The sequence below is a fragment of the Desulfobulbus rhabdoformis genome (assembly GCF_016919065.1).
GTDB lineage: Bacteria > Desulfobacterota > Desulfobulbia > Desulfobulbales > Desulfobulbaceae > Desulfobulbus > Desulfobulbus rhabdoformis.
On record NZ_JAFFQA010000001.1, the window covers coordinates 129148 to 152911 of the forward strand.

General features: G+C 49.2%; 24 protein-coding genes and 1 tRNA gene. 16 read left to right on the forward strand and 9 right to left on the reverse strand.

All coding sequences use genetic code 11. From position 1 onward, the window contains the following. The first annotated feature begins 64 nt into the window (after positions 1–64). Genes xseB through dxs form a run of 3 tightly spaced genes read left to right on the forward strand, consistent with a single transcriptional unit; the run spans position 65 to position 3094 of the window. Positions 65–313: an exodeoxyribonuclease VII small subunit gene (gene xseB / locus JWJ90_RS00605; protein WP_205225239.1), complete on the forward strand. Its 249-nt coding sequence runs from the start codon at positions 65–67 to the stop codon at positions 311–313. Beyond that, entirely contained in the window at positions 288–1184 is an 897-nt protein-coding gene (locus tag JWJ90_RS00610; RefSeq protein WP_205225240.1) for a farnesyl diphosphate synthase, read from the forward strand. Before xseB ends, JWJ90_RS00610 begins: the two co-directional genes overlap by 26 nt. A gap of 2 nt (positions 1185–1186) precedes the next feature. After that, positions 1187–3094 carry a 1-deoxy-D-xylulose-5-phosphate synthase gene (gene dxs, locus JWJ90_RS00615; RefSeq protein ID WP_205225241.1) on the forward strand — a complete coding sequence of 636 codons (1908 nt, stop codon included), beginning with the start codon at positions 1187–1189 and terminating at the stop codon, positions 3092–3094. A 111-nt stretch (positions 3095–3205) separates the two neighbouring features. Here the strand turns inward: dxs and JWJ90_RS23110 are convergent, their stop codons facing one another. From JWJ90_RS23110 to JWJ90_RS00630, 3 genes are all read right to left on the reverse strand, one after another. Continuing rightward, the gene (locus JWJ90_RS23110) at positions 3206–3721 is read right to left on the reverse strand and encodes a hotdog domain-containing protein (protein ID WP_205225242.1); all 516 of its coding nucleotides are present in this window, start codon (positions 3719–3721) and stop codon (positions 3206–3208) included. Between the two features lie 79 nt (positions 3722–3800). Next, the gene (locus JWJ90_RS00625) at positions 3801–4223 is read right to left on the reverse strand and encodes a hypothetical protein (RefSeq protein WP_205225243.1); all 423 of its coding nucleotides are present in this window, start codon (positions 4221–4223) and stop codon (positions 3801–3803) included. 18 nt (positions 4224–4241) lie between these two features. Further along, positions 4242–4550 carry a ferritin family protein gene (locus tag JWJ90_RS00630; RefSeq protein ID WP_205225244.1) on the reverse strand — a complete coding sequence of 103 codons (309 nt, stop codon included), beginning with the start codon at positions 4548–4550 and terminating at the stop codon, positions 4242–4244. Between the two features lie 647 nt (positions 4551–5197). Between JWJ90_RS00630 and JWJ90_RS00635 the strand changes: the two genes are divergently transcribed. Both JWJ90_RS00635 and JWJ90_RS00640 read left to right on the forward strand, forming a co-directional pair. Beyond that, positions 5198–5659 (forward strand): arsenate reductase ArsC, encoded by a 462-nt coding sequence (locus JWJ90_RS00635; RefSeq protein WP_205225349.1) that lies wholly within the window; start codon positions 5198–5200, stop codon positions 5657–5659. A gap of 456 nt (positions 5660–6115) precedes the next feature. Next, positions 6116–6190: transfer RNA gene (locus JWJ90_RS00640), tRNA-Thr, on the forward strand. A 33-nt stretch (positions 6191–6223) separates the two neighbouring features. Here JWJ90_RS00640 and JWJ90_RS00645 read toward each other — a convergent pair. Further along, a complete protein-coding gene (locus JWJ90_RS00645; RefSeq protein ID WP_205225245.1) occupies positions 6224–8272 on the reverse strand; it encodes a methyl-accepting chemotaxis protein in 2049 nt (682 codons plus the stop codon). Between the two features lie 432 nt (positions 8273–8704). Here JWJ90_RS00645 and JWJ90_RS00650 point away from each other — a divergent pair, with 432 nt between their 5' ends. Next, the gene (locus JWJ90_RS00650; protein ID WP_205225246.1) at positions 8705–10813 is read left to right on the forward strand and encodes an EAL domain-containing protein; all 2109 of its coding nucleotides are present in this window, start codon (positions 8705–8707) and stop codon (positions 10811–10813) included. A 29-nt stretch (positions 10814–10842) separates the two neighbouring features. Here JWJ90_RS00650 and JWJ90_RS00655 read toward each other — a convergent pair whose 3' ends face one another. Together JWJ90_RS00655 and JWJ90_RS00660 are read right to left on the reverse strand one after the other, a co-directional pair. Then, positions 10843–11211, reverse strand: coding sequence for a hypothetical protein (locus tag JWJ90_RS00655; RefSeq protein ID WP_205225247.1), 369 nt, complete (start codon positions 11209–11211; stop codon positions 10843–10845). A 1-nt stretch (position 11212) separates the two neighbouring features. Further along, positions 11213–11767 (reverse strand): Panacea domain-containing protein, encoded by a 555-nt coding sequence (locus JWJ90_RS00660; RefSeq protein WP_205225248.1) that lies wholly within the window; start codon positions 11765–11767, stop codon positions 11213–11215. Positions 11768–12107: 340 nt separating this feature from the next. On the opposite strand from JWJ90_RS00660, the gene JWJ90_RS00665 reads away from it, so the two are divergent. The 4 genes from JWJ90_RS00665 (at position 12108) to JWJ90_RS23870 (ending at position 13913) form a co-directional block, all read left to right on the forward strand. Then, positions 12108–12803: a transposase gene (locus JWJ90_RS00665; RefSeq protein WP_205225249.1), complete on the forward strand. Its 696-nt coding sequence runs from the start codon at positions 12108–12110 to the stop codon at positions 12801–12803. 551 nt (positions 12804–13354) lie between these two features. Continuing rightward, positions 13355–13579, forward strand: a complete 225-nt coding sequence (locus JWJ90_RS23860; protein ID WP_205225250.1) for a sigma-70 family RNA polymerase sigma factor — start codon at positions 13355–13357, stop codon at positions 13577–13579. Beyond that, positions 13579–13758, forward strand: coding sequence for a transposase (locus JWJ90_RS23865; RefSeq protein WP_205225251.1), 180 nt, complete (start codon positions 13579–13581; stop codon positions 13756–13758). Before JWJ90_RS23860 ends, JWJ90_RS23865 begins: the two co-directional genes overlap by 1 nt. Next, positions 13755–13913, forward strand: a complete 159-nt coding sequence (locus JWJ90_RS23870) for a DUF3313 family protein (RefSeq protein ID WP_205225252.1) — start codon at positions 13755–13757, stop codon at positions 13911–13913. Before JWJ90_RS23865 ends, JWJ90_RS23870 begins: the two co-directional genes overlap by 4 nt. A gap of 582 nt (positions 13914–14495) precedes the next feature. On the opposite strand, the gene JWJ90_RS00685 is transcribed toward JWJ90_RS23870, so the two are convergent. Continuing rightward, positions 14496–14786: a helix-turn-helix domain-containing protein gene (locus JWJ90_RS00685; RefSeq protein WP_205225253.1), complete on the reverse strand. Its 291-nt coding sequence runs from the start codon at positions 14784–14786 to the stop codon at positions 14496–14498. After that, a complete protein-coding gene (locus JWJ90_RS00690; RefSeq protein ID WP_205225254.1) occupies positions 14783–15106 on the reverse strand; it encodes a type II toxin-antitoxin system RelE/ParE family toxin in 324 nt (107 codons plus the stop codon). Before JWJ90_RS00690 ends, JWJ90_RS00685 begins: the two co-directional genes overlap by 4 nt. 463 nt (positions 15107–15569) lie before the next feature. On the opposite strand from JWJ90_RS00690, the gene fic reads away from it, so the two are divergent. Continuing rightward, on the forward strand, positions 15570–16181 hold the full coding sequence (gene fic / locus JWJ90_RS00695) for a protein adenylyltransferase Fic (RefSeq protein WP_205225255.1): 612 nt from the start codon (positions 15570–15572) through the stop codon (positions 16179–16181). Between the two features lie 600 nt (positions 16182–16781). Here the strand turns inward: fic and JWJ90_RS00700 are convergent. Further along, positions 16782–18209, reverse strand: coding sequence for a hypothetical protein (locus tag JWJ90_RS00700; protein WP_205225256.1), 1428 nt, complete (start codon positions 18207–18209; stop codon positions 16782–16784). Positions 18210–18460: 251 nt separating this feature from the next. Here JWJ90_RS00700 and JWJ90_RS00705 point away from each other — a divergent pair, with 251 nt between their 5' ends. From JWJ90_RS00705 to JWJ90_RS00725, 5 genes are all read left to right on the forward strand, one after another. After that, a complete protein-coding gene (locus tag JWJ90_RS00705) occupies positions 18461–18883 on the forward strand; it encodes a DUF5086 family protein (RefSeq protein WP_205225257.1) in 423 nt (140 codons plus the stop codon). A 184-nt stretch (positions 18884–19067) separates the two neighbouring features. Then, a complete protein-coding gene (locus JWJ90_RS00710; RefSeq protein ID WP_205225258.1) occupies positions 19068–19640 on the forward strand; it encodes a DNA-3-methyladenine glycosylase I in 573 nt (190 codons plus the stop codon). A 272-nt stretch (positions 19641–19912) separates the two neighbouring features. Continuing rightward, positions 19913–20857 carry a hypothetical protein gene (locus tag JWJ90_RS00715; protein ID WP_205225259.1) on the forward strand — a complete coding sequence of 315 codons (945 nt, stop codon included), beginning with the start codon at positions 19913–19915 and terminating at the stop codon, positions 20855–20857. Further along, on the forward strand, positions 20854–22413 hold the full coding sequence (locus JWJ90_RS00720) for an AMP-binding protein (protein ID WP_205225260.1): 1560 nt from the start codon (positions 20854–20856) through the stop codon (positions 22411–22413). Before JWJ90_RS00715 ends, JWJ90_RS00720 begins: the two co-directional genes overlap by 4 nt. 39 nt (positions 22414–22452) lie before the next feature. Next, positions 22453–23715, forward strand: coding sequence for a hydroxymethylglutaryl-CoA reductase (locus JWJ90_RS00725; RefSeq protein WP_205225261.1), 1263 nt, complete (start codon positions 22453–22455; stop codon positions 23713–23715). The last annotated feature ends 49 nt before the right edge of the window (positions 23716–23764 follow it).

Sequence of the window (23764 nt, forward strand, 5' to 3'; positions counted from 1 at the left end):
ACGGAGTAATGGAGGAAAGCGCTTTTAAATTTTATGTATATTCTCCGGCGGATGGAACCGCTTTATGGCAAAAAAGACTTTTGAAACCGCACTGACTAAACTAGAACAGATCACCGAAGAACTGGAAAACGGAGACCTGAGCCTGGAAAAAAGTCTGGAAAAATTTAACGAGGGAATGAGCCTGGTGCAGTTTTGCAATGGCAAACTCGACGAGGCCAAAACTCAGGTCGAGCTGTTGCTGAAAAAAAACGGTACCCTGGAAGCAGTCCCTTTTACCGAGGAAACCAGTGGAGATCAAAACGTATCTCAATGAGCAGCGGCAGCTGGTCGAGGACCGGCTTGCCGAATTAATGCTCGAAAAATCCGGCGATTTCAGCAAACATATTGAATCCATGCGCTACAGCCTCTTTGTCGGCGGCAAGCGTATTCGTCCCATTCTCTGTATTGCCGGGGCGGCAGCGGTAGATAGCCGAGAAGAGGTCCGGACACAAGCGCTCTCTGTGGCCTGCGCCCTTGAATGCATTCACACCTACTCGCTGATTCACGACGATCTCCCTGCCATGGACGATGATGATCTTCGCCGGGGCAAACCGACAAACCATACCATTTATGGTGAGGCGGGGGCAATTCTTGCCGGTGACGGTTTGTTGACCTACGCCTTTGACCTGCTCAGCAGCCAGGCAACCAAGGGAGTCGATGACTCCACCCGCATTCGCATTATCAACACCATCGCCAAGGCAGCTGGCCCTCTGGGAATGGTGGGCGGACAATCTCTTGATATGCTCTATGAAGGCAAGCAGGTCGGCTATGAAACCCTGCGGGCCATTCATCGCAGCAAAACCGGGGCCCTCATTACAGCCTCGGTACTGACCGGTGCCATGGTTGCCGGTGGTTCAGCCGAACAGGAAGCAGCCCTGCGGACCTACGGCAACAATATCGGTCTGGCCTTTCAGATTGTCGATGACCTTTTGGATGTCGAGGCCACCACAGAAGAATTAGGGAAACCGGCGGGAAGTGATGCCGAAGCCGACAAGGTCACCTACCCCTCACTCTTTGGAGTGGAAACAACCCGCACCATGGCCCGCGAGGCGGTGAAGGAAGCCCTGACCGCACTGGAAAACTTTGATGCCCATGCAGATCCGTTGCGGGCATTGGCACATTATATAGTCGATAGAAAAAAATAGTTATGCTCATTGTGGACTCCCTCACCGACCATCCCTCCACCCTGCTGGACACTATCAATTCGCCCCGCGATCTCCGTCACCTCAGTCTTTCGCAGATGTCGCAACTGGCCCAGGAGCTTCGGGACACCATTATCAACACCGTTGCTCAAAACGGCGGCCACCTCGCCCCCAGTCTGGGTGTGGTGGAGTTAAGCATAGCGCTGCATTACGTGTTCGATACGCCACGGGATCGGCTGGTCTGGGATGTTGGCCACCAGTCCTACGCTCACAAGCTGCTCACCGGCCGACGGGATGCTTTTTCCACCCTGCGTCAGTACAAAGGACTCAGCGGTTTTCCCAAACGTGGTGAGAGCCCCTACGATACGGTCGAAGCGGGTCATAGCTCCACATCGATCTCCTATGGTCTTGGGATGGCCACGGCAAAATGCCGCCAGAAGGATTCTGCCAAGGTGGTTACCATCATCGGCGATGGCTCAATGACTGCGGGCATGGCCTTTGAAGGACTCAACCACGCAGGTGATCTGGGCAAAAACCTGGTGGTGATCCTCAACGACAACGAGATGTCGATCTCCAAAAATGTGGGCGCGTTCTCCAGCTTTTTAAGCCGCAAGATGACCGGCCGCACCATTCGCCGCCTGCGTGATCACATCGAAGACCGACTCATGGCCCTGTCTTCCGTGGGTGAAAATATCCTCTCTGTACTGCGCAAGAGTGAGGAGAGTCTCAAGGGATTTTTCACCCCGGGCATGCTCTTTGAAGCGCTCAAATTCAAGTACGTAGGGCCGATTCCCGGTCATGAACTCGAAGATCTGATCGCCACCCTGGAAAACGTGCGTGATCATAACCATGGCCCGGTGCTGGTGCATGTCATTACCACCAAGGGCAAGGGATACAAACCAGCGGAAGAGAACCCCGGTGATTATCACGGTGTTGGGCCTTTTGATATCGCAACAGGTATTCAAAAGAAAAACTCCAGCGCCCCGATCTCCTACACCAAGGTCTTTGGACAGACCATCTCACGGCTGGCCAGAAAGGATAAACGGGTGGTTGGCATCACGGCCGCCATGCCCGCCGGGACCGGCCTGGCACCCTTTGCTGCCGAGTTTCCTGATCGTTTTTTTGATGTGGGCATTGCCGAGCAGCATGCCGTCACCTTTGCTGCCGGTTTGGCCCTGGAGGGGCTCCGCCCGTTCTTTGCGGTCTACAGCTCCTTTATGCAGCGCTCTCTGGATCAACTAATCCATGATGTCTGCCTGCCTAACCTCCCGGTGACCATTGCCCTTGACAGGGCCGGCGTTGTCGGAGCAGACGGCCCCACCCATCACGGCGTCTTTGATCTCTCATTCCTGCGCTACGTACCCAACCTCACCATACTTGCCCCCAAGGATGAAAATGAACTGCAGCACATGCTCGCCTTCTGCCTGGAGTACGAGGGGCCGGTGGTCATCCGTTACCCGCGTGGCAGTGGCGAGGGGGTACCGCTTGAGGCCGACTTTGTCAAGCTCCCCCATGGGGAAGCCGAAATGCTACGTGAAGGAGCAGATCTCCTGCTGCTCCCTGTGGGCAATCGGGTGGCGGCTGCCGTTGAAGCGGCTCAGCTTTTAGAAGCACAGGGGATCAATGCCGCCGTGATCAACCCCCGTTTTATCAAACCGCTTGATGGCAAACTGATTACCGAATTAGCCCGAGAGACTGGCAAAGTCATCACCATTGAGGATAATGCCATCCAAGGAGGTTTTGGCAGCGCGGTACTGGAGCTGCTCCAGCAAAACGGCCTGCAGGTACCTGTGAGGATGCTTGGATACACAGACGCCTTTGTTGAACATGGCTCCCAGGCAGTCCTTTGGAAAAATGCGGGAATTGACAGCCAGGGTATTGTTCAGGCGGCGGTTGAGCTTGCGGGTAGGTAACGCCCTGTTTCCAGGGAAAGCCCTTGAACGTCAAAAGCCCCATAAAAAATGCCACCTGCCTTGAAGGCAGGTGGCATTTTTTATGGCACTCTCGCATACATATTTCCTCTCTTACGTCGGTCCGTCCTTTTGTCGCAGCAGGGGGAGAAAACGCTCCATATAGTCGGTGCCCATCACCCCAAGGCGCACGGCGGCCTGAGCAGTCATGGAAGCAAAGGTTCCGGTGGATTGCACGCAGAGAATGGAGTCCTGATTATAAATCTCACCGGTGACAATTGCCTTACGCTCGGAGACCACCTCTTGAATTGAGCCAACAGCCATAAGTGGGTTTTCCGAAGCCACTGGTTTTTTAAAATCCACGGTTATGGACTTGGTCACCCCGATTTTTCCCAAAAGGTAAATGACCGACCACCCCATCATCTCATCAAGTATGGTGGTCAGGATGCCGCCATGGACGGTGGAATCCCAACCGGTCATGGTCTTGGGCACACTGACAAAGGAGTAAAGGCGCGTATCGTCGGTCAAAAACTCCATCCTCAGACCAACGGGATTCTTGCTCCCGCAGCCAAAACAGGTCTGATCCTCAAAGTTTTTTACTGGCTTGAGTTCTTCCCGAACTATTTCCACGAACTCTCCTCCATGACCAAAGGGGAATAAAATTTGTGATTGCAGATGCCTGTAGCCAGCACCGCCCGGATTCAACTTATCAGCGTATTATCCCGTAAATAATCTGTGAGACTCGACGGTACTTATCAAAAACATAGCCAATGGCCTTTTCCATATCCACGATCGAGTTACCGGTACCATTGACCTTCAATTTTTTCTGCACCGCAGCGTATGATGTGCCAAGGCCTATACCGTTCACATCTCGAAAATCAGGATCCGTGATGATAATATACTGAACTTTTTCAGTTTTTTTAGGGATATTAACCAAGACTGTCCGGTACTTGCAGACGATGCGGTCATCGCGATACACCTTCGAGATGGGCCTGCCCAAAACGCGCAGGGTATCAGCCAGAGTGGAAATGCCGGGGGTTAACCCACGATAAGTCACCCCACCGGCAGCAAAGGCCTGCAAAGGCAAGAGGCAACATACCCCCAGAATCAAAACCAACACTTTCTTGTGCATGTTGCCTCCACGCTCAGATTATTTTTTCTTTAATTCCTCGATCTCTTCCTCAACTTCTTCGGCGCCTTCTGCATAAAGTTTTGCCTCATCAGGGGCCAATTCGTAGAGCAGGCGCAAAAACTCTCCAGCATGGACACGCTCTTCATCGGCAATGTCTTTCAGTACACTGATTGCCAGCTCGTTATCCGTAGATTCAGCCAGCTGCATGTACAGCTGTATAGCCTCATACTCGGCTGCAACCATAAAACGAATGGCGCGGATCAACTCTTCATCAGTGAGTTTTTTCCCATTTGCCAGACCAGAAAAAGGGGCTCCAAATTCAGGCATACCGTCCTCCTCCCCCATGAACGGGGGCTTTTGGGGTTCAGGAAATTTCGTGAAAGGGCTGTGATTTATGTTGCCTCTCACCGTAATTTTTTGGAACAAAACTATTGCGATGGACGCGTAAATCTTTCAATGCAGACTAACGCGTCCACGGTGGAATGCAAGCCTAACCGACCACGGAGCAAGCCTTCGAAGCAAAAGCTACATGCGTGTCAAACAGACTCAGATGGGATAAAGCGATGAGATATAATAGGCAATTGAGGCAGCAATCAGGCAACCAAGGCACCAGGCGAACTGCAACCGCCTATTCTCGGAAAACCACAAGCTCAGGGGCAATAACCCAAGACAGAGCACACACACACCTGAAGCAACAGCTGCCGGCCCGCTGAGAACAAGCTCTACCCCGAGCCTGCCGCTTCGTGCAATGTACTCTGCAGTCAAAATAGCCCGCAAACCAATGCTAACAATAATCAAACTTAAGAGTGAAGCAAGTATTCGAGGTATTTTCATGGATTGAAGTGTACACTTCTTTGATATGTTTATCAGGCTATTTTTAATATCTTCCTTAATCCGTGACGGCGGGCGGTCACTGAGAACAAGGTATCCTATGAATGCTCACGGATTCAGGATCTTTTTTTACTCTCAAGGCGATGCAAAAAAAAATCTCTCTGCTTTTTCTCTGCACAGGCAATTCTTGTCGTTCCCAGATGGCTGAAGGCTGGACCCGTCACCTCAAAGGTGACCTGTTCACCGTCTATTCTGCCGGAATCGAAACACACGGACTCAATCCCATGGCTGTGCGTGTCATGGCTGAGGTCGGTGTGGATATTTCCGGCCAAAAATCCCAACATATTGGTGATTTTCGAGACGTTCCATTAGACCTTATCATAACCGTCTGTGGGCATGCCCATGAAACCTGTCCCTTTTTCCCCGGTACGACACGGGTCATCCATGTCGGCTTTGATGATCCCCCCAAGATGGCGCAACAACTTGCCGGCCAAGGAGCAGGCCCTGAAGAACAGCTTGACTGTTACCGGCAGGTCCGTGATGCCATAAAAGAATTTATTCTCAGCTTACCGCAGGGGTTGGAGGAGATGGAGAAACCGGAGTAAGGAAAAAAAGGTGGCCCCTTTGCTGGAAAGAAAGGGGGGAAACCAGCAAAGGGGCACGGAGGTAGGAGCGTTCGTTAGACCGTGAGGACCTGAAGAACGATTGTAATTAACAGGAGCTTGAATAAGATAAGGTTACCCCTCAGTCATAATTTGATGAGAGGAACGTTATACCTCGTATGGTGTGCTCCTCTTCCGCCTAAAAAAAATACATGCTCTGCTACATGAATCCCAGCGGTTCCCAACCCAGAGAAAAGGATCAGCCTGTATGTAGGGATCTTTTCTTTCTTTTGGCAAGATCAGAGTGGCGGTGCACAAGCTGCACGGCCTAATCCTATCGGCTCAACGATTCAAGATCGTTCAATTTTTCATTGACACAAGAAAGGGGTTACTGGTATCAGTTGCGACCCGGGTTTATTGTTCTGCACGTATCCAAGAAGCCCTCAAGCACTCCATTGTGCCCACGTAACTCAGGGGTAGAGTACCTCCTTGGTAAGGAGGAAGTCATCGGTTCAAATCCGATCGTGGGCTCCACCGCTTTTTTATATCCCCCCCCTTTCATCCGGTTTAGACCTTAAACTGCCCCACCATTGCATTCAACGTATCCGCCAATTGGGCCAGGCTCTCTGAGCTGGCCTTAATCTGAAGCCCACCTTGCTCAATATCAGCGGCCGCGTTGTTCACGCCAGCAATGTCCTGCTCTATCTCCACGGCTGAAACAGAACTCTGACTGACGGTTTGATTGACCTCATCAATACCGACTGATGCCTGGCTCAGGTTTTCCGCTATTTCGTGCGTGGCCACATTTTGCTCTTCAACGGCTGCTGCGATTATTTGCACAATCTCGTTAACATTATCAATGACGATCTTTATTTCATCAATTCCCGACATGGTACTTGATGAACTTTCCTGAATCCGTCCCACCTTGTCCTTGATATCCCCAGTGGCCTTTGAGGTTTGATGGGCGAGCTCCTTAATCTCATTGGCCACCACGGCAAATCCTTTCCCGGCTTCTCCAGCCCGTGCGGCCTCGATGGTAGCATTAAGTGACAGTAAATTAACCTGTTCGGAAATTTCGGTTATTGTTTCAACAATTTTACCGATGGCTGAGGCTGCCGCGGTCAGTTCCACCATCTTTTCTGAAGAGTCTGTCACTTTGGTAACAGCCTGTTCGGAAATTCCTCGGGCACTCTCAGCACTTTTTGCAATTTCACTGATGGTGCTGTTCATCTCTTCCACTGCCGTGGCCACCATACTTATATTGGTGCTCGACTGCTCCATAGCCGCAGAGACCGATTGCATATTCCCTACCATGGTTTCAGTTGCCTGCGCCGTGGAATTTGATTTTTCCGATGTATTATGTGCCCCTTGGGCAAGATGCTCGGCAACGGTGGAAAGCTCCGCAGAGGAAAGTGAAAGCGTGCCCACGCCTCCGGTAATATCCTTGATCATGGTGTGCAACTTATCGATGAAGGTATTGAATACGGCGGCAAGTTGGCCCAGCTCGTCTTGTGTATTTACCTCCAGACGCAGCGTCAGATCACCTTTCCCCTGGGCAATATCCTCAAGCCCTGCGATAACGCTATTCACAGGTCGAACAATGACCAAACGAGCAAGCAGGTAAATAACCCCCATAAGACAGATAAAAGCAAGTATCGAAATTATGATGCTCCCGTTTCGCATCTTCACCACCTGTTCAAGAATTCGCTCTGTGGGTGCATTAATGAACAGTTTCCAGTGAGTCTGCGTCTTCCCCGTGGCAACAGGGGTGATAAACATCAGGGACGGCTCACCGGATGTTTCCAGCGAAAAGTGTGCATGGGTGGTCCTGTTTTCACCACTCGCCTGCAGGATCTCTTTTGGATACAACGATTGAATTGATTTGGTGACCATTTCCGCTTGAGGATGGGCGGCAATCATGTCACTGCTTGTAGCCAAGACAGCATAACCGGTCTCATATAGCTGAATTTTGGAGACCAGTCCACTGATCTGCTCCATGGAGAAATCTACCCCCGCCACCCCGACCGAGCGGCCATTCACAACAATGGGCACACAAACACTGACAACAAAAACCCGCTGCCCTGCGATATCGTAAGCGGTAGGATCGATAATCACTTCATGTTTGCTGTCTCTGGGCTTGGTATACCATTCCTTATCCAGATCAACACAGGTCTCCAGGTGTATCCCCCCCATCTTGTTCCAATAGGGGGCAAACCTTCCACTTCCGTCATGCCCTGGTTGCCCTTTGAACTTTTCGTCCTGACCATCCAGACCACCGGGCTCCCAAACCATCCACATACCGAAATAGTTGGAGTTACCTTGCAAAATCCCCTTCATCATGCTCAGCAAGGTTGATCGGCTGACAGTACTGCCATCCTTTTTCAACTGCTGAGTTGCATAGGCAAGGCCTCTTGCACTAGCGAATGCATTATCAATTTCCAGTTGAATCTGATTGGAAAATTCTCTCGCGACTGATTCAAAACGGAGCTGCGCCTCTTCCTGTGACAAACGAGTCGCATTATTGGCCACGTATCCAACAGTGACCACAAACGAGACAAGGACTATAATGCCTAGAGAAAGCATCATTTTTGTCGTTAATTGCATATTTTTGTACATTCTGTTCTGTTCCATAAATTAAAAGTATCGTTACACCCAAGGCTATGCACCTCTTTACAGAGGAGCATAGCAATAAGCCATGCCATACATTTCAGCGTAAACAAAAAAATATTCCAAGGAATTTTTCCTCTATACTTAATAATTTGGAGAACGGGCCAAGCGATATCTAGAAAATCAAACACTGTACGAAGACGATCTTCACACAACAATCAATATGCAATACAGCAAGAAACAACATTTATATATTCTATTTTTAACTGCTCCTAAAAATACAGAAAGATCCCATTTTGGACTTGCGGGCTGCAAGCTCATCTCAGTGCAATGTCTGAAAACCAGAGTTCTTCCTCCGTAAAATCAGCATTTTTTATCCCATGCGCTTTCCATCGAAAAATCAGTAGCGTAGAATAGATTGTACGAAGCTGGAGGGCTCATATGAATGCATCACGTTTAAAGTCAGGCTCTGTTCAGAAAAAACTTATCCAAAATTTCATCGCCATGTTGGTTTTAGGCACCATCACCATTGGTGCCGTCAGTTTCATGACCGCCAGAAATGCGCTGAATCAAAAGGGTGAGATCATATTAAAAAATAGTGTCATTCAGGCTATTCAGCTCATTCAGGCAGAACAGGCCCAAGTAGAATCCGGGGTTAAAAGTCTTGATTCCGCGCAGGAATACATCAAGGCCACCCTGCTCTCCCCCCTCAACCCCAATGGCACGCGCGATCTGCACAACCATGTGAACCTGGGAGAAAACGGCTATTTCATTGTCTACGATCTGAAAGGAGTTGAAATCATGCATCCGACCCTGGAAGGGAAGAATGTATGGAATGTACGGGATATGGCCAACAAAGACACCTTCCTGGTACAGGAACAGATTGCAATAGCCCGGAAGGGAGGTGGATTTTTCTCGTACAGTTGGCTGCTTCCCCATTCCAACAAAGTGGGCAAGAAGATTTCCTACAGTGCATATGAACCGGACTGGGGCTGGGTTGTCGTCGCTACTGCCTACAAGCAGGACTTCAATCGCGATGCCCGCATGATTCTCCTTTACATCCTTTCCCTCACCATCGGCATAGTCGGGACCGTGGGAATCATCGGCGTGAGAAGTGTCAAAAAAATCGTCAAACCCATCTTTACAATCGTTGGCGGGCTGGAAAAGGTTGCTCAGGGCGAGTACGAACTGATCAAGCAGACAGAGAGCGAAGATGAAATCGCCTATCTCGTTGATGGGTACAACGGCATGATCCTCGCCCTCAGAGAAGCCAGAGAAAATATCGAAAATAAAAACCGAAAACTGGAATACCTGGCCTACTTTGACGAACTCACAGGCCTGCACAACCGGTACGGCCTAAACCAGCAGGTCAACAGCCGCATCAGAAACGCCAATGCCACAGGTTATCTGGTGCAGCTTGACATTGCCGGACTCAAAGTCATCAACTCCACCATGGGCTTCCAACAGGGAGACAGGGTGCTCAAACTCATTGCTGAGCACCATAAGACCCACCCCGGGGGGATCAACCAGATAGCCAGGACCAGCAGCAACGAGTTCACCCTCTGGATTGAAAACAACCAGAAAGAGACGGTTAAAGAAATTGTTTACGGTTTCAGGGATACTCTCAAATCCTCCATCAAAGCGGAGGTATCAGGAGCAGGAATAGACTTTCACATGGCCATGTGTGCCCAGGAGACGGGCGATTTTGACGAACTCTACGAAAAGACAACAATGGCAATGAAAGTTGCCAAAGAGAGCAACGATTTCAACATCCACATCTATCAAGACGATATGCGTGAGCAGATCGAAAATGAACTGCTCATGAGCAGGCACCTGAGCAATGCCATCATGGACAATGAAATTGTGCCGCACTATCAAAGCAAGATAGACTACAGCACTATGACCTGTACCGGGGTGGAGGCTCTGGCCAGATGGTGTTCTGAGGAACTCGGGGTTATATCTCCGGGAATCTTCATCCCGGCCATCGCCCGGCTCAACCTTACAGATCAGTTCACCCGTTACCTGCTGGACAGGGTGCTGGGCGATTACCGCAAGCTCTGCGTTAAATACGGCGAGGGGATCACGGTATCGGTCAACATTTCTCCGCTTTCTTTTCTCGCCCAGGGGTTTGTGGAATACGTTGACAGCATGCTCAGCAAGCATGCAATGGTAGCCGACAGGCTCATACTGGAAATTACAGAGGATGTGCTCATTAGTGATCACCGAGCGGTCTCGGCAACCATACAACAGCTCCACCAAATTGGTGTCAAAATTTCTATAGACGATTTTGGCACAGGCTACTCTTCACTGAACTATCTGGTGAACATCGATTTCGATGAGATGAAAATCGATAAAAGCTTTATCCATCAGATGGAAAAAGACCCCAAAGCCTTCCACCTGCTCAAAATAATCTGCGATATCGCAGAACTGCATCAATATTCACTGGTGGCTGAGGGGGTTGAGACCACCGCTCAGCTTGATCTGATTAAGAACACCCCCTTACGCATAATACAAGGATACCTGTTTTCTAAACCGGAGGCTCTTGACTGATCGCTTCTTGGCTAGTCCCTCTCTGCCCCTTATCCCAGGCAAAGGCGGATCGTTTCAATATGCCTTGCCGCAAGCGTTTTGCTCGTATGCACAACAGTAAGGATTTCTCTGAGTATTTGCTGGGGAATTTGCCCATAGTCAGCAACTATTTGCGAGGTCACAGGGTTACAGATGATAATTTCTGCCGTATTAACAAACGATTCACAGGACAAAAAAGGTAGATCCGCAGGAGATACACGCACCTGAGAGGAATCTTCTTGATATTGCTTTTTCTCTGGTTCAATAAAAAGGACCAGATACTTATCACTGTTCGCGACACAAAGAATGTATTTCTCTTTTGCCAGCCCTTCCATCAGGGGAAAGACGATTTTGTATGCTGATCCAGGAGTAAATGCCATATTACATGGTTATGTATCGAGAGGATTCGGTCATATTCTCTAAGATAGAATCCCTATGGGGGTTATCATTATCCAGCATAAGCGCATAGTCGATGGGCTGCTGATCTTCCGTTGCTATATAGCACTTCTCTTTATGTGTCAGATGAAAAATCTCATCAAATGACAGATCTCCATATGTATCCAACGATTCCTGAAGAGCGTCCAGGTCTGATTGGGAAAAATACTGGAGATCCGGTTCCCTTTTCGCACTGATCGAAACATACTGTTCCTTAACGACACGAATAGATGCGTTAAATGCTTCAATCTGCCGCGGGGAAAAAAATTCAGTTTTTTGATACACCATATGCAAGATGGTCGAGGGGGCAGGACCGTACGGATATTTGTAATAGGTATCGCCTAAAATGGGTCTACCATACGCATTCATATGGATTTTATCGGCGTAAAACAGAACTTTGGCAATATGGTAAATATTTATCATCGACTTGTTACTTGCAAGCCACACAAGCACCTCAAGTGCTTTTTTATGACTGATGTGAAAGAGTATTCGATGTCCCAAGATTTCCCCTTTAGCTAAAATGGGAGACAACACTCCCCCATAGCCGTCAGGCTAAGGGGTACGCATTCAAATTAAACACGAAAAAACAGAAAATTAGGCGCAAAAAAACTTTCAAAGCCCCCAGCCTCATAATGGCACTCCCTTTTACCGAGAATGATTACTAATCACTCTCGGAGGTTGGTGGTATAACGACTTGGACTTTTAGATAATATACTCGTTTTTTCAGCAACTTGCATTATTTTTTACCATTAAGAGAGTTGAAAAAAATGAGTATCTACTGATTGAGGAATCGATCAGAAAACAACTATGTTGCTTCTTTACCGAGCAGGAAATCGAATCTTTGGCTCGTGAGAGCAAGTTCGTTCAGCGCTCAAGCCAGTTAGGCGGTTTCACCTTCCTTTGTCTGCTGGCTTTTAACAGTGATGCATTGGCATTTGAGAGTCTCAATGATCTCACCATCAAACTGGAATTGGATCACGACATATGTATCAAAAAGCAATCGCTGAACGAGCGCTTTAACCAGCGTGCGGTTTCTTTTCTCACCGCAGCCCTCGCTGAACTCTTCAGCAAACAGCTGGCCGGGGGAAGGGCGACGTTAATAAGCTGTGACCAATTTGAAAGAATTTTGATTAAAGATTCTGTTTGTTTTCAAATAGATCAATCTTTATCCACGTATTACCCCGGTAGTGGCGGCAGTGGATCCGCAGCCAGTATCAGGATCCAATTTGAATATGATTTAGTCTCTGGCAGCATCGTTGATCTCAGTCTGAATGCGTTTAATGACCAGGATGCAACCAATTCAACGCTGACCATTGATGTTGTCAAAGAAGGCGACCTTGTTATTCGTGACCTCGCGTATATGCATCTATCAGCATTGCGAGGTATCCTGCAGAACCTTGGTGATTTTTTATGCCGTCTGCAAGCCAACAAAAATGGCAACATGAGTAAAATTCATAAGCACCTTTTTGTATGGGAGATATTGGTCGATGGCGTTGATTCTTGCTGCCACGACATACATTCTGTTCATCTTTCTTAAGCAAGTTTAATGCCCAAAATTCAACAGGCAGCGTCTATTCGTTTATTGACGTAATTAAAGGTAGTTATGCGTTGTTCGCTCTGTCCCGACTCACTGATCGTTGACAATTTAATGTTGCGCGCAACATAAACGTTGCTCGTTGTCCGGCGGTAAGTTACATGCGAATTCACTTGTAACGATCATCAACATTTTTACCGATAATCAGATCATTTATGCGTCAAGACAAACGGAAACTGGGACCAAGGCATCTTAACTGTTTCTGAATAAGGGATTTTCGAGGCAGTATTTTTCAGTTGAAAGAATATATGTGATGGTGTCGTAAAAATTTCGATTATAGCGGCGCAGCGTTTTATCCCGATACTCGATATGCCTTATGTAGGCCTCCGCGTCTGGGGAAAAGTTGCGTATTCCGGAGCAAGTCGGCCACCAATTCCGGCCGGGTATTCCGGTGGAATCCGGCCACCCTGTTGAAGGGGTAGCGGCGCGGGATAATGACTGGTATCTGATCTCCTTTTTCACAGGAGGACAAGATGCCGGCGGAGAGATTATCCATGCGCAAGATTTACAAAATACTGATGTTAAATTACGGCCACGGATTGAGCAATCGTGAGGTGGCCTTGATTGTATCAGTAAGCCGAAGCACTGTGGCGGATTACCCGCTGCGTGCCCAGGCGGCAGGTCTCTGGCAGGAGTACAAAAAAAAGCATACAGAGGGGTGTAATACAGCTGGTTTTTCCAACAGTACGAACGATGGCGTGGCACGGTCGACCCGGTGATGTGCCAGGAACATCGCGCCGGAGAAAAGCTTTTTGCCGACTACTCCGGCCAGACCATGCAGGTATTGGATGGAAAGACCGGTGAGATCCGCAGAGCGGAGATCTTTGTCGCCACTTTGGGAGCCAGCAACCTGACAATAATCTGGGCACGGGTGAAGCCGGCACCGAATTTGATATGATCGATTCAGTAACTGGGGAAAGACCTGCTGCAGCTGTAGATCGCCGACAAGGGGGTAAGGGAGTATTCCGTGGCGAATGGGAAGACACCAATGATGCTTTTGATTACTGGGCGCAGACGTTTCGCAAACGACTCGACAGAATGCGCAAAAACTAACCTGCTATGGAATCATCGCCACCCGCGCTTCATTTGAGCAAGGGTGGTGGGGTATTGTTAGGCAAGTGTTCAGGGTCAACACTTCCTGTTAATCTTTTGCTGGGTGTTGGCAGGTTTGATCGAAAACATACGGATGAGGGGGCATCGAATTTAGACTTCTGTAAATTTATTCCCTAACCCCTCGAAAAATAAGGTTTGAGATGAGAATTATTCACACAATATTTTACACGAAACATCTGTAGCAATATAAAATTATTAATAAAAATGTGAATGAGGTTCAGGGGGCTGTGAAGTTGGCTGAGGGACCCGGGTCTATTTTCCAGGAATTTATCAAAGAACGGCTATGGGCTATTTACTCAAGCTGGCGCTCCTAGCTTCACGTTAATATTGCCACGTCGAAGGTTGAAAATTTTCAGAATCCTCAGAAATTAACACTACTACTGTTCATTACCATCTTTAATTACACGATTTTCCAAAACATCCTCTCTTTATCTATCTCAGTTAATGCCTCTTGAAATCGCGTTTTTAGAATTTCGATTTCATCAGACATGCGAACGCTGAGCTCATTCGTGATGCAATATCTTATATTTGTGGGACAAAATTAATTTCAAGCTTATAACCAACTGCCCGTGCATAGTCCTCGATGGTAGAGAGTTTTGGAGAAATTTTGGAATTGACATTCTCAAGCCGAGAAATATTACTTTTTTTCGTGTTGAGAAGTTCAGCCAGTTCCTCCTGCGTGAAACCCGCATCTTTACGAATTTTTATGAGCTGCTTCCTCAACTCATAGGCGGAAGATAAGCGATCGTATTCACTTTTGACTTCGGGGTCTTGCAATGCTTTCTTTTTGAAATCTTTAAGTGATGTCCTCATGATTTCACCTCTTTTAATCTTTTCCTGGCGGTTGCTAATTCCTTTTTTGGTGTTTTTTGAGTTTTTTTAATGAACGAGTGGAGGATAATGACCTCTTTGCCCTTTACGGTACAGAAAAAGGATCTTCCAATACCTTCCTTTCCTTTTGCTCGTATCTCAAATAGCCCATCACCTACCGACTTGGTATATGGCAAACCAAGTGCCGGACCAAATTCCTCTATCATCTCAGCTATGTGAAGAAAGTTGGCTAAAATCCCCGCAGGAAATGATAGCGTGGCCTGTTCGACCTTGTCGTTGTAAAAAGTTATGTGCCAGTTCATGGTTAAATGTTATCATGGATGATAACAAAGTCAATGGCTATGATGTTGGTGCTGAAAGATTTGGTTGCAATCAAAATGCGGGGACGGGTAGGGTGAATATCGATTTTCAATAATTTTGTTCTTGATGCTCGTCAAATTAGCTTCTTTTGAGATGTAAAAGATTACACAAATTTTTACACATTAATTAAATAAATATATAATATTATTGATTTAAAATGTGAATGGGGTTCAGGGGGCCGGAGGTTCAAATCCTCTCGTTCCGACCAGCTAGAAACAAGGGTTTAACGGCAATAACATGCTGTTAAGCCCTTTTTTTGTGTCTATTTACACCTTGTGGTTTTTGATGTACAAATTGTACGAATGGGATTTTTTCACTGGCCACTCTCTTTAGCTTTTCCGCACTCATACAAAGCCCCTATAAAGCCTGACTTGAAAAGATGTTTTTGTGGTAAAGGAGCCTCTCATGACCCTGGAAAACAAACTCGGTATCATAGATGCGGTTGAACTCGCCCGTGTAGAAGAGCGTATCAGCAAGGCAAAGGCATACCGCCTCTTTGCCAGCGGCAGGTTGGACTCCCTGGAGGTAGGAACCTTTAAGACCCTGGCGGAGATACACAAATACCTGTTTGAAGAAATCTATGACTTTGCTGGGGAAATCCGGACAGTCAATATAGCCAAAGGCAGTTTCAGGTTCGCGCCTGTCATGTACCTGGAAGCCGCTTTGAAGAATATTGAAACCATGCCCCAGTTGACATTCGATGAAATCATCGAAAAATATGTGGAAATGAACATCGCCCACCCCTTTAGAGAAGGCAATGGACGTAGCACACGTATCTGGCTCGATCTCATTCTGAAAAAGGAATTGCAAAAGGTAGTCGATTGGAGCCACGTCGACAAGAATGATTACCTTCTCGCCATGGAGCGCAGCCCCGTTAAGGATATTGAAATCAAGTTCCTATTGCAGCGGGCTCTGACCGACAAAATCAATGACAGCGAAATCTATATGAAGGGCATTGACGCGAGTTACTATTATGAAGGGTACGCCGTTTACAAAGTAGAGGATCTTGGGGAGTAGGTCCTGATTGATGTAAACTCTGTTCCGGATAAAATTGGGGTGACCACTACTCGTCTCGATGCATCGCCCCGTGTTGCTGGCCCCTTATCCTCTAAGAAGCGACTCGTCTCAATAAAAGCCGTAATGGCTCGTGCATATGGCCCACCACTTCGCAGTTTAGCGCAAGCTCTCTCCGTAAATTTACAGCTCTCTCTTGACGCATCGCATATCGTGAAGTGATCAATTGTCCAAAAGATCTTGAGGTGACTATCTGCTGTTTTGGCGGGGGCTGGTCCTCAAGTTCAATACAGGCAGGGGTACCCCTGAGTTCCAATACCGTACGAGCCCAAACAATACTGAATCGTCGCTGGATATCTTGTTGCATATCAGCATCTCTCAACTGTAAACCCTTCTCGATGCCAAGAGTATGCAAGGTTTTTGTCGTTCCGGATCACGTAGATTTGTCTGATTTTGAAATTCACATACCCGGTAGATCGGTGCCTCGGCTTAGGATTTCGATATAATTCTTTAGCTGAATAGGCGGTTAGGCCTTTGGGCAGTCAACTTTTGCACGATATTGAGATGGACCAGAACTCTATGAACCTTACTTCTCTTTAACCACTACCAGCAACTCGTCCCTTCTGGTCCTTCAAGCTCGACGTCGACTTGAAGCTGAATATATCCGTAGGCGTTGGCCCAGAGCTCAACCTCGTAGCTCGGGTCATTGCCAAAGGGTTCCTTTTTAAAAGAATAACCGCTGCAGCAACCTCGATCCTCGATACGAACCGTATAATCGATCACATTCCACCCAGCACATCGTGTATACGGAAAGCTGAAGGTCTTCTTTTTTCCCGCTAGGCAGAATGCCGAAGGCCGATCTTTAGACGAGTTCCAGGCCTCGCACTGCACCCGATGTGAATGTCCGTAATGAATGGTCCTGCGCTCCATACGGCGGGCCATCGTCACCGCCTTACGTACTTCCTGGCCCAAATGGTTCCTAACCAGCAGGTTAAAGCCCCCGTCTGGTATCCGGTTGAGCGTGCCATGGTAATCCTTTTCCGAGGTGACGTAGATGTACTCATCTCCCCACTCGGTGACATTGAGTTCGACTTCACCCCCTGAGGTAAGGGCCTTGACGGTCGGCTTACTCGATGTCAAAAAATGCTCCCCTATGATCAAGATGTTTGAATCGGGGGATATGGGGTTGGGGGTGACCTCGGAAATAACAGGAGTCAGCGCTTCCAGATTGGGTTTGAAGGTGAACTCCTTATAGGGCCCGGTTTCACCACCCGCCAGCTTGACCCAAATAAGACCGGACTTCTCATGTTCGCCCACTGCAGACTGCAACGCCCTGGGGAGATTCACCGTAATACGGCTGTTTGTCCACCTTGTTATATCTGCAAAGAGTAGTTGCCCCCTTCCAACGCTGGGTTCCCCCACGATAATTGCGACTCGCCCCTGTGGACCGAAGTCAGTGCCAGTGATGGTAACCGTTGCACCGGAACCACCCGACCTAGGCGCCAAACCGGAAATAGATGCGACCGGTCCAGTGGTGGCAAGCCGCCCTCTCATCATGGCAAGGTCGGTCTTCTTCACCATTGTAGAGGCTCGGGGCAGACTCCTTTGCGCCTTCAACTTGTTCTGACGGGCCTTCATGAGCTTAGCTTTTATCACCTTATCTGGGGTCTTTGGAATCGGCCGTCTTGCCGTTTTTACTGGAGTTGCCTGTCCGCTTGATTGCCTATGGACCGCTGCTTGCGGCGTTTGGGTAAGAGTCTCGTTCTTCATTTTCGCTTTGGAGATGAGCCGCTCTATCTTTTTCTTGTATTGAGCCGAATTCAGTTCTCTTTCCATCTTCTTGAGTTCGGCCTTGGAGAGCTGAGCGTTTTGAATTGCGCGACTGATTTCCTGAAGAGAGGTTGCGCTGTTGACCTTCTTTAAAACCGTTTCGTTTTTGGTCGCGGAGAAAGCGGTTGAACTCCCTAAAAGAGCGATGGAAAAAAACAGTGCGATGAAAGCTGCCACAGAGGTTTTTGGCTGTAGGACCATGGCTCTTCTCCTTTTTTGCATTACTATCGATTGCGTGATTTTGTTGCGCTTGTCCCTGATAATATGTCGTCCAATTTCCTTGATGCGTTTGTACTGGTTTAATCGTATCATTAATGATGTGAATGAGTAAGAAGAACATATCAAAAGGCAGCCGCTGCAGAATTTTCAAGCGATCAACAGGTGAGCGAAAAAGAGGGGATGCGAACTGAAGTCGGTGGCTGCCCCTTGTCCATTGCATGGAGGGAATTCACGTGGGCAGATTTATCATTTGTATGGTCATGTTGAGCATCGCGTGTTCAAGTGCATTTGCTGTAGACTTTTTTGCGCATCAAGCTGGGATCTGGTCAATTGATCCCACTGAAAAACTGGAACGGTGGGTGATAGTCCATGACATTGAAAACTCTGTCAATAGCGGAATATATCATATTGAAGTAATCGGTCGAGCGCATAATGCTCCGGCCTGGCAGGTTGAGCGTCTGGTTCGTCATATGGCAATCACGGAGAAGGCTTTAAAGGCCAGTGTGAAAAAGCCACTCACAAAAGGTGCTGTTTATCCAGAATCATTTGATAGTGCCTACGCTGCATGGCGGCAGGAAAATAAGGGAAAGGGAGGGATGGTCTTCGACACGACTGTGCTTGACTGCATCCAAGAAACAGCGAAACTGATGGACTGATGAGTGCTCACAGATATACGGGTGTCATGCATAATTAGATTTTTCAATCAAGGCCAAGGATTGCGCAAAATTTTACCGCAGGCATATATGTGATATTCCGAGGATAAAATTTTAAGCATGACGCCGGGATTGGCAGAAAAAGCAATTATTCAAGATTCCCATAAATTTTAAGAGAAGAGAAAAGATGATAAAACGATGTGATTGGTGTGGTGACGATGCGTTGTATATAGCCTACCACGATAAGGAATGGGGGGTGCCCATCCATGATGCGCAGAGGCTGTTCGAATTCCTGATTCTCGAAGGAGCGCAGGCTGGTTTGAGTTGGCTGACCATCTTGAAAAAACGAGAGAACTATCGACAGGCGTTTGATAATTTTAGCTGTGAACAGATCGCCAGGTATTCACCGCGCAAAATAGAAGAGTTACTTGCCAATAAGGGGATCGTGCGAAATCGCCTCAAGATAGAGGCAGCCGTTAAAAATGCTCGGGCAACGCTGGGGATCAGGGAACAATTCGGATCACTGGATACCTTCCTCTGGAAATATGTCGATGGGATTCCACGGCAGAATAGCTGGAAGAGTCTTGCCGAGGTGCCGGCTCAGACCAAAGAGTCCAGCCTGATGAGTAAGGATCTTAAAAAACATGGGTTTACTTTTGTCGGGCCGACTATCTGTTACGCCTTTATGCAGGCAACCGGAATGGTCAACGATCACCTGACTGATTGCTTTCGACATGAAGAAATCTGTCGTTTAACCTGAAGGCCTGGGCGCTCTTTGTCCTGGATTGCATCAATCTTTGTTCAAGAGCGCAACCTCTGATGAAGAATTTTGTGAGGGACGCGTATCAGCTGGCCAACTGCTGCCAGAACATGATATAAGAGATTACTGCTTATATATTCAGACTATCCCGTCTATAGGCTTTTATGTATTTGTCCCTGTCTGCAGCTGTTTTAGAGGGGGGAGGAAGAGCTTTGAATTATATGTTTTTTTTCCTTTTTACGCGTCCAGCAATCTTCAATTCTCCATGAACTATGGCGCTCGAGATACTTGAAATAGACCAGCTTCCCTTTGCCCCCGAGTTCAATGGGTTTCGGCAAAATCCTCCGGATAAATGCCTCATTGCAGGCGAAAGCCGTTGCGGCGTTTGGTTTGCTCCAGAGGCTATGCTTGAGGATGCCTATGGAGTTATCGGCCACTATTGGGCTAAAGACAGCCAGCAGAGTCATCAGTTGCTTTCCACGGCCTGCAACCTTCTGCGGGAAAGTGGCTGTGCAACGGTCTACGGCCCGATGAATGGCAACACCTGGAAAGCCTACCGATTCGTCACCTGGTCAGATGGGGCAGCCCCTTTTCTCATGGAGCCGGAGAACCCGCCAGAATGGCCAGGATATTGGCTTGAGTCTGGTTTCGTCCCTCGGCATGAATATATGTCCACTGTTGTGCGCGACCTTGCCGCCACCGATCCGCGGCTTGTGAAGGCGAGGACCCGGCTGATGGATGCCGGAGTGACCTGGAGGACCATAGATCTTAGTCATTTTCAGGAAGAACTTACCAAGGTCTATGACCTTTCCCGGGAAGCTTTTTCGAACAACATTCTCTATTCCGCGATTGACCAGTCGACCTTCCTGGAGCAGTACCTCCCGTTTGTCGATCATATCGATCCCCGGTACGTGCTACTGGCACACGATAGTGTCGACTCCTGTTGCGGATTTGTCTTTGCCATCCCCGATCTGCTCCAACTCAAACGGGGGCAACCGCTCAGTCGTCTGGTTATCAAAACCTTGGCGGTCAGCAGTAAAAGGCGGTACGGCGGCCTTGGTGCCATTCTCGTGGAAGAGGTTCAGCAAGCTGCGCTCACAAATGGTCTTGATTCGGCCATACATGCTCTGATGTACAGCGGCAATGTATCGGCCAATATAGGCAGAAACAGTGATCTCATCCGGAGGTATACCCTCTTTGCCAAGACGCTTTCATGAACGTGGTTGAACTGCTGGCAGCCCAGGCTGCGCAACGTGGGAAACAGGTGGCGATTCGCCACGGTCGCAAAAGCACCACCTTTCAGACCCTGAACGAGCAATCTTCCCAGGGAAGTGGTTTGTTGCAATCGCTGGGGTTCGAAGCGGGGGATGTGGTCCTGATCTTTGTGCCCATGTCGATCGAGCTGTACTGCATTCTCCTCTCCCTGTGGCGTCTGGGGCTGACAGCCATGTTCATTGACCCTTCAGCCGATGCCCGCACCATGGAGGCCTGTTGTCAGAGAGCCAAACCTAAGGGGATAATCGGTACCCCGATTGCCCAAGTGTTGCGTCTGAAAATTCCGGCTCTTCGCAAGGTACAACCAGCACTGACCATCGGCTGGTTCCCCTTTGTTCGTCGTTGGTCGAGTCGCTCAAAGTCTGCACCAACAACAACTCCGGTTGCCTGTTCTCCCGAAACCCCCGCACTGATTACCTTCACCTCAGGATCCACCGGTCAGCCTAAGGGGACCGTACGCACCCATGGATTTCTGCTGGCTCAGAAAAGAGTGCTTGAAGAGACCCTGCAGCTGCAACCGGGCGAAAGCGACCTAGCCACCTTACCCATCTTCGCCTTGATAAACATGGCCTGTGGGGTCACCACCATTATTCCAAGGGGCAGTTTGAAACGACCGGCTCAGGTTTCTGCCGGACCCATCCTCGATGATTGCGCCCGATACAGCCCGGCTACCAGCGTGGCCTCACCGGCTTTTTTTGCGCGATTGCTCAAGCATCCCAGCCGTGCACATCTTGGATGTCTAAGCGCTTTGTATACCGGTGGTGCCCCGGTTTTTCCTGATCTTATGCAAAAGCTGGCAGCGGCGCTGCCTCGAACACGGATAATCGCGGTTTATGGCAGCACTGAAGCAGAACCCATTGCTGAACTGTGCAGCGTCGATATGAGCGACAATGACTACCGCCGTATGGAGTCGGGGGGAGGGCTTCTTGCCGGTACCGTGGTGGAGGCGATCGACTGCAGGATTATCACCGAGCAGTGGGGGAAGGCACTGGGAATACTTGGTGCAGATGCCTTTGCGGAGCTGACAAAGCCAAGAGGTGAAGTTGGAGAAATCGTGGTGCACGGAGAACATGTACTCACCGGTTATCTGGATGGGATCGGTGATGCAGCCAACAAGTTTTCGGTTAAGGGAGAGATCTGGCATCGCACCGGCGATCTTGGTTCCTTCGATGAGCAGGGACGGCTCTGGCTTTTTGGCCGCTGTTCCGCTGCCATTCACGACGCCCATGGCACAGCCTATCCGTTCGCTCTCGAGACCGCTGCCAGACAGTTTCAGGGGATAACCGCAGCCGCTTTCTGCCAACTGGCCAAGGAGCGGGTACTGGTCGTGGAAACTGACCTCGATCACGCTGCCACCTCCAATCTGCTTGCCGTTCTTATCGACCGGTTTCATATCGACCGTCTGATTATTTCCTCCATTCCAATGGACAAACGTCACAATGCCAAGGTCAACTACCCGGAACTCCTGCGGCAGTTTACCCCTGTGCATAAGCCGTAATTCCCTGAACTCTGTCGTTTCAACCATGCTGGAGACACAATGACCCAGAATGCCCAGAAAATGGAACAGCTGGCTAACACCCTTCTTCACGATCATTCATCGGAGGAGGTCTGTCAGCGACTTGCACCGGACACGGCCACACCTTACAAGCGGCTCTCCAATATCAAGGGATCAGATCCCGAGGCAATGCGCAGCCGTTGGCAAACAGTGGTCGGTCAGGAAACACCCATCCCGAGGCCCCTCTATGATGGCGAGAATATGGAAGTCTACAGTGCCAACATCGAGAACTGCATCGGTACTGTCAAGGTTCCGGTGGGACTTGCAGGGCCTCTCAGGGTCAACGGCAGCTTTGCCCAAGGCGACTATTACCTGCCCCTTGCTACCACCGAAGCAGCCCTGGTGGCGAGTTATCATCGCGGAGCGGTGGTGCTCTCAAAAGCTGGAGGGTGTTCGGCGGTGATTCTTGCCGAAGGCGTGACCCGCTCTCCTGGGTTTGCCTTTGCCTCCATCAGTGAGATGCTGCTCTTTGCCCACTGGGTGCTTACCCACAAGGAGAGCCTGAAGGAGGCCGCCGCGAAAACCACCCGGTTTGGTATCCTTGAAAACATTCGTTTTGCCGCTCAGGGAAGCCATCTCTATCTGCTTTGTGACTTTACCACTGGTGATGCGGCTGGACAGAACATGGTCACCATCGCCACCCAGGCGGTTTGCGATTTTGTGATCGCCCAGACGCCGGTCAAGCCGCAGTACTGGTTTGTCGAGGCCAATGCCTCGGGTGACAAGAAGGCAACCGCCCAGTCGTTCACCACGGTTCGTGGGAAGAAGGTGACCGCCGAGGCTGTCATTCCTGGAAAATTGATCGAACGTTTTCTCCATACCACCCCGGAAAAAATGGTCCAGTACTGGCAAATGTCGGCCCTTGGCGGAGTGATGACCGGGACCATTGGCGTCCAGGGACACTATGCCAACGGTTTAGCAGCCCTCTTTATAGCCTGCGGCCAAGACGCGGCCTGTGTCGCCGAGGCGGCTGTGGGAATCACCCGGTTCGCCAGACTGGACGACAATGCCCTGTATGTCTCTGCCACCCTACCCAACATGATCGTTGGCACGGTGGGGGGCGGGACCAAACTGCCAAGTCAACAGGCGGCTCTGGAGCTGATGGGGCTGGCCGGGGCGGGCCATGCCAAGGCTTTTGCCGAGGTCTGCGCCGCCGCCGCTTTGGCAGGAGAGATTTCGATCATTGGTTCCCTCTCGGCAGGCGACTTTACCAAGGCACATGATGATCTCGCCCGGAAACGATGATTCGTTTCTGATCGACGAGGTGTAATGCAATCAATCTGAGCTTTTCGAC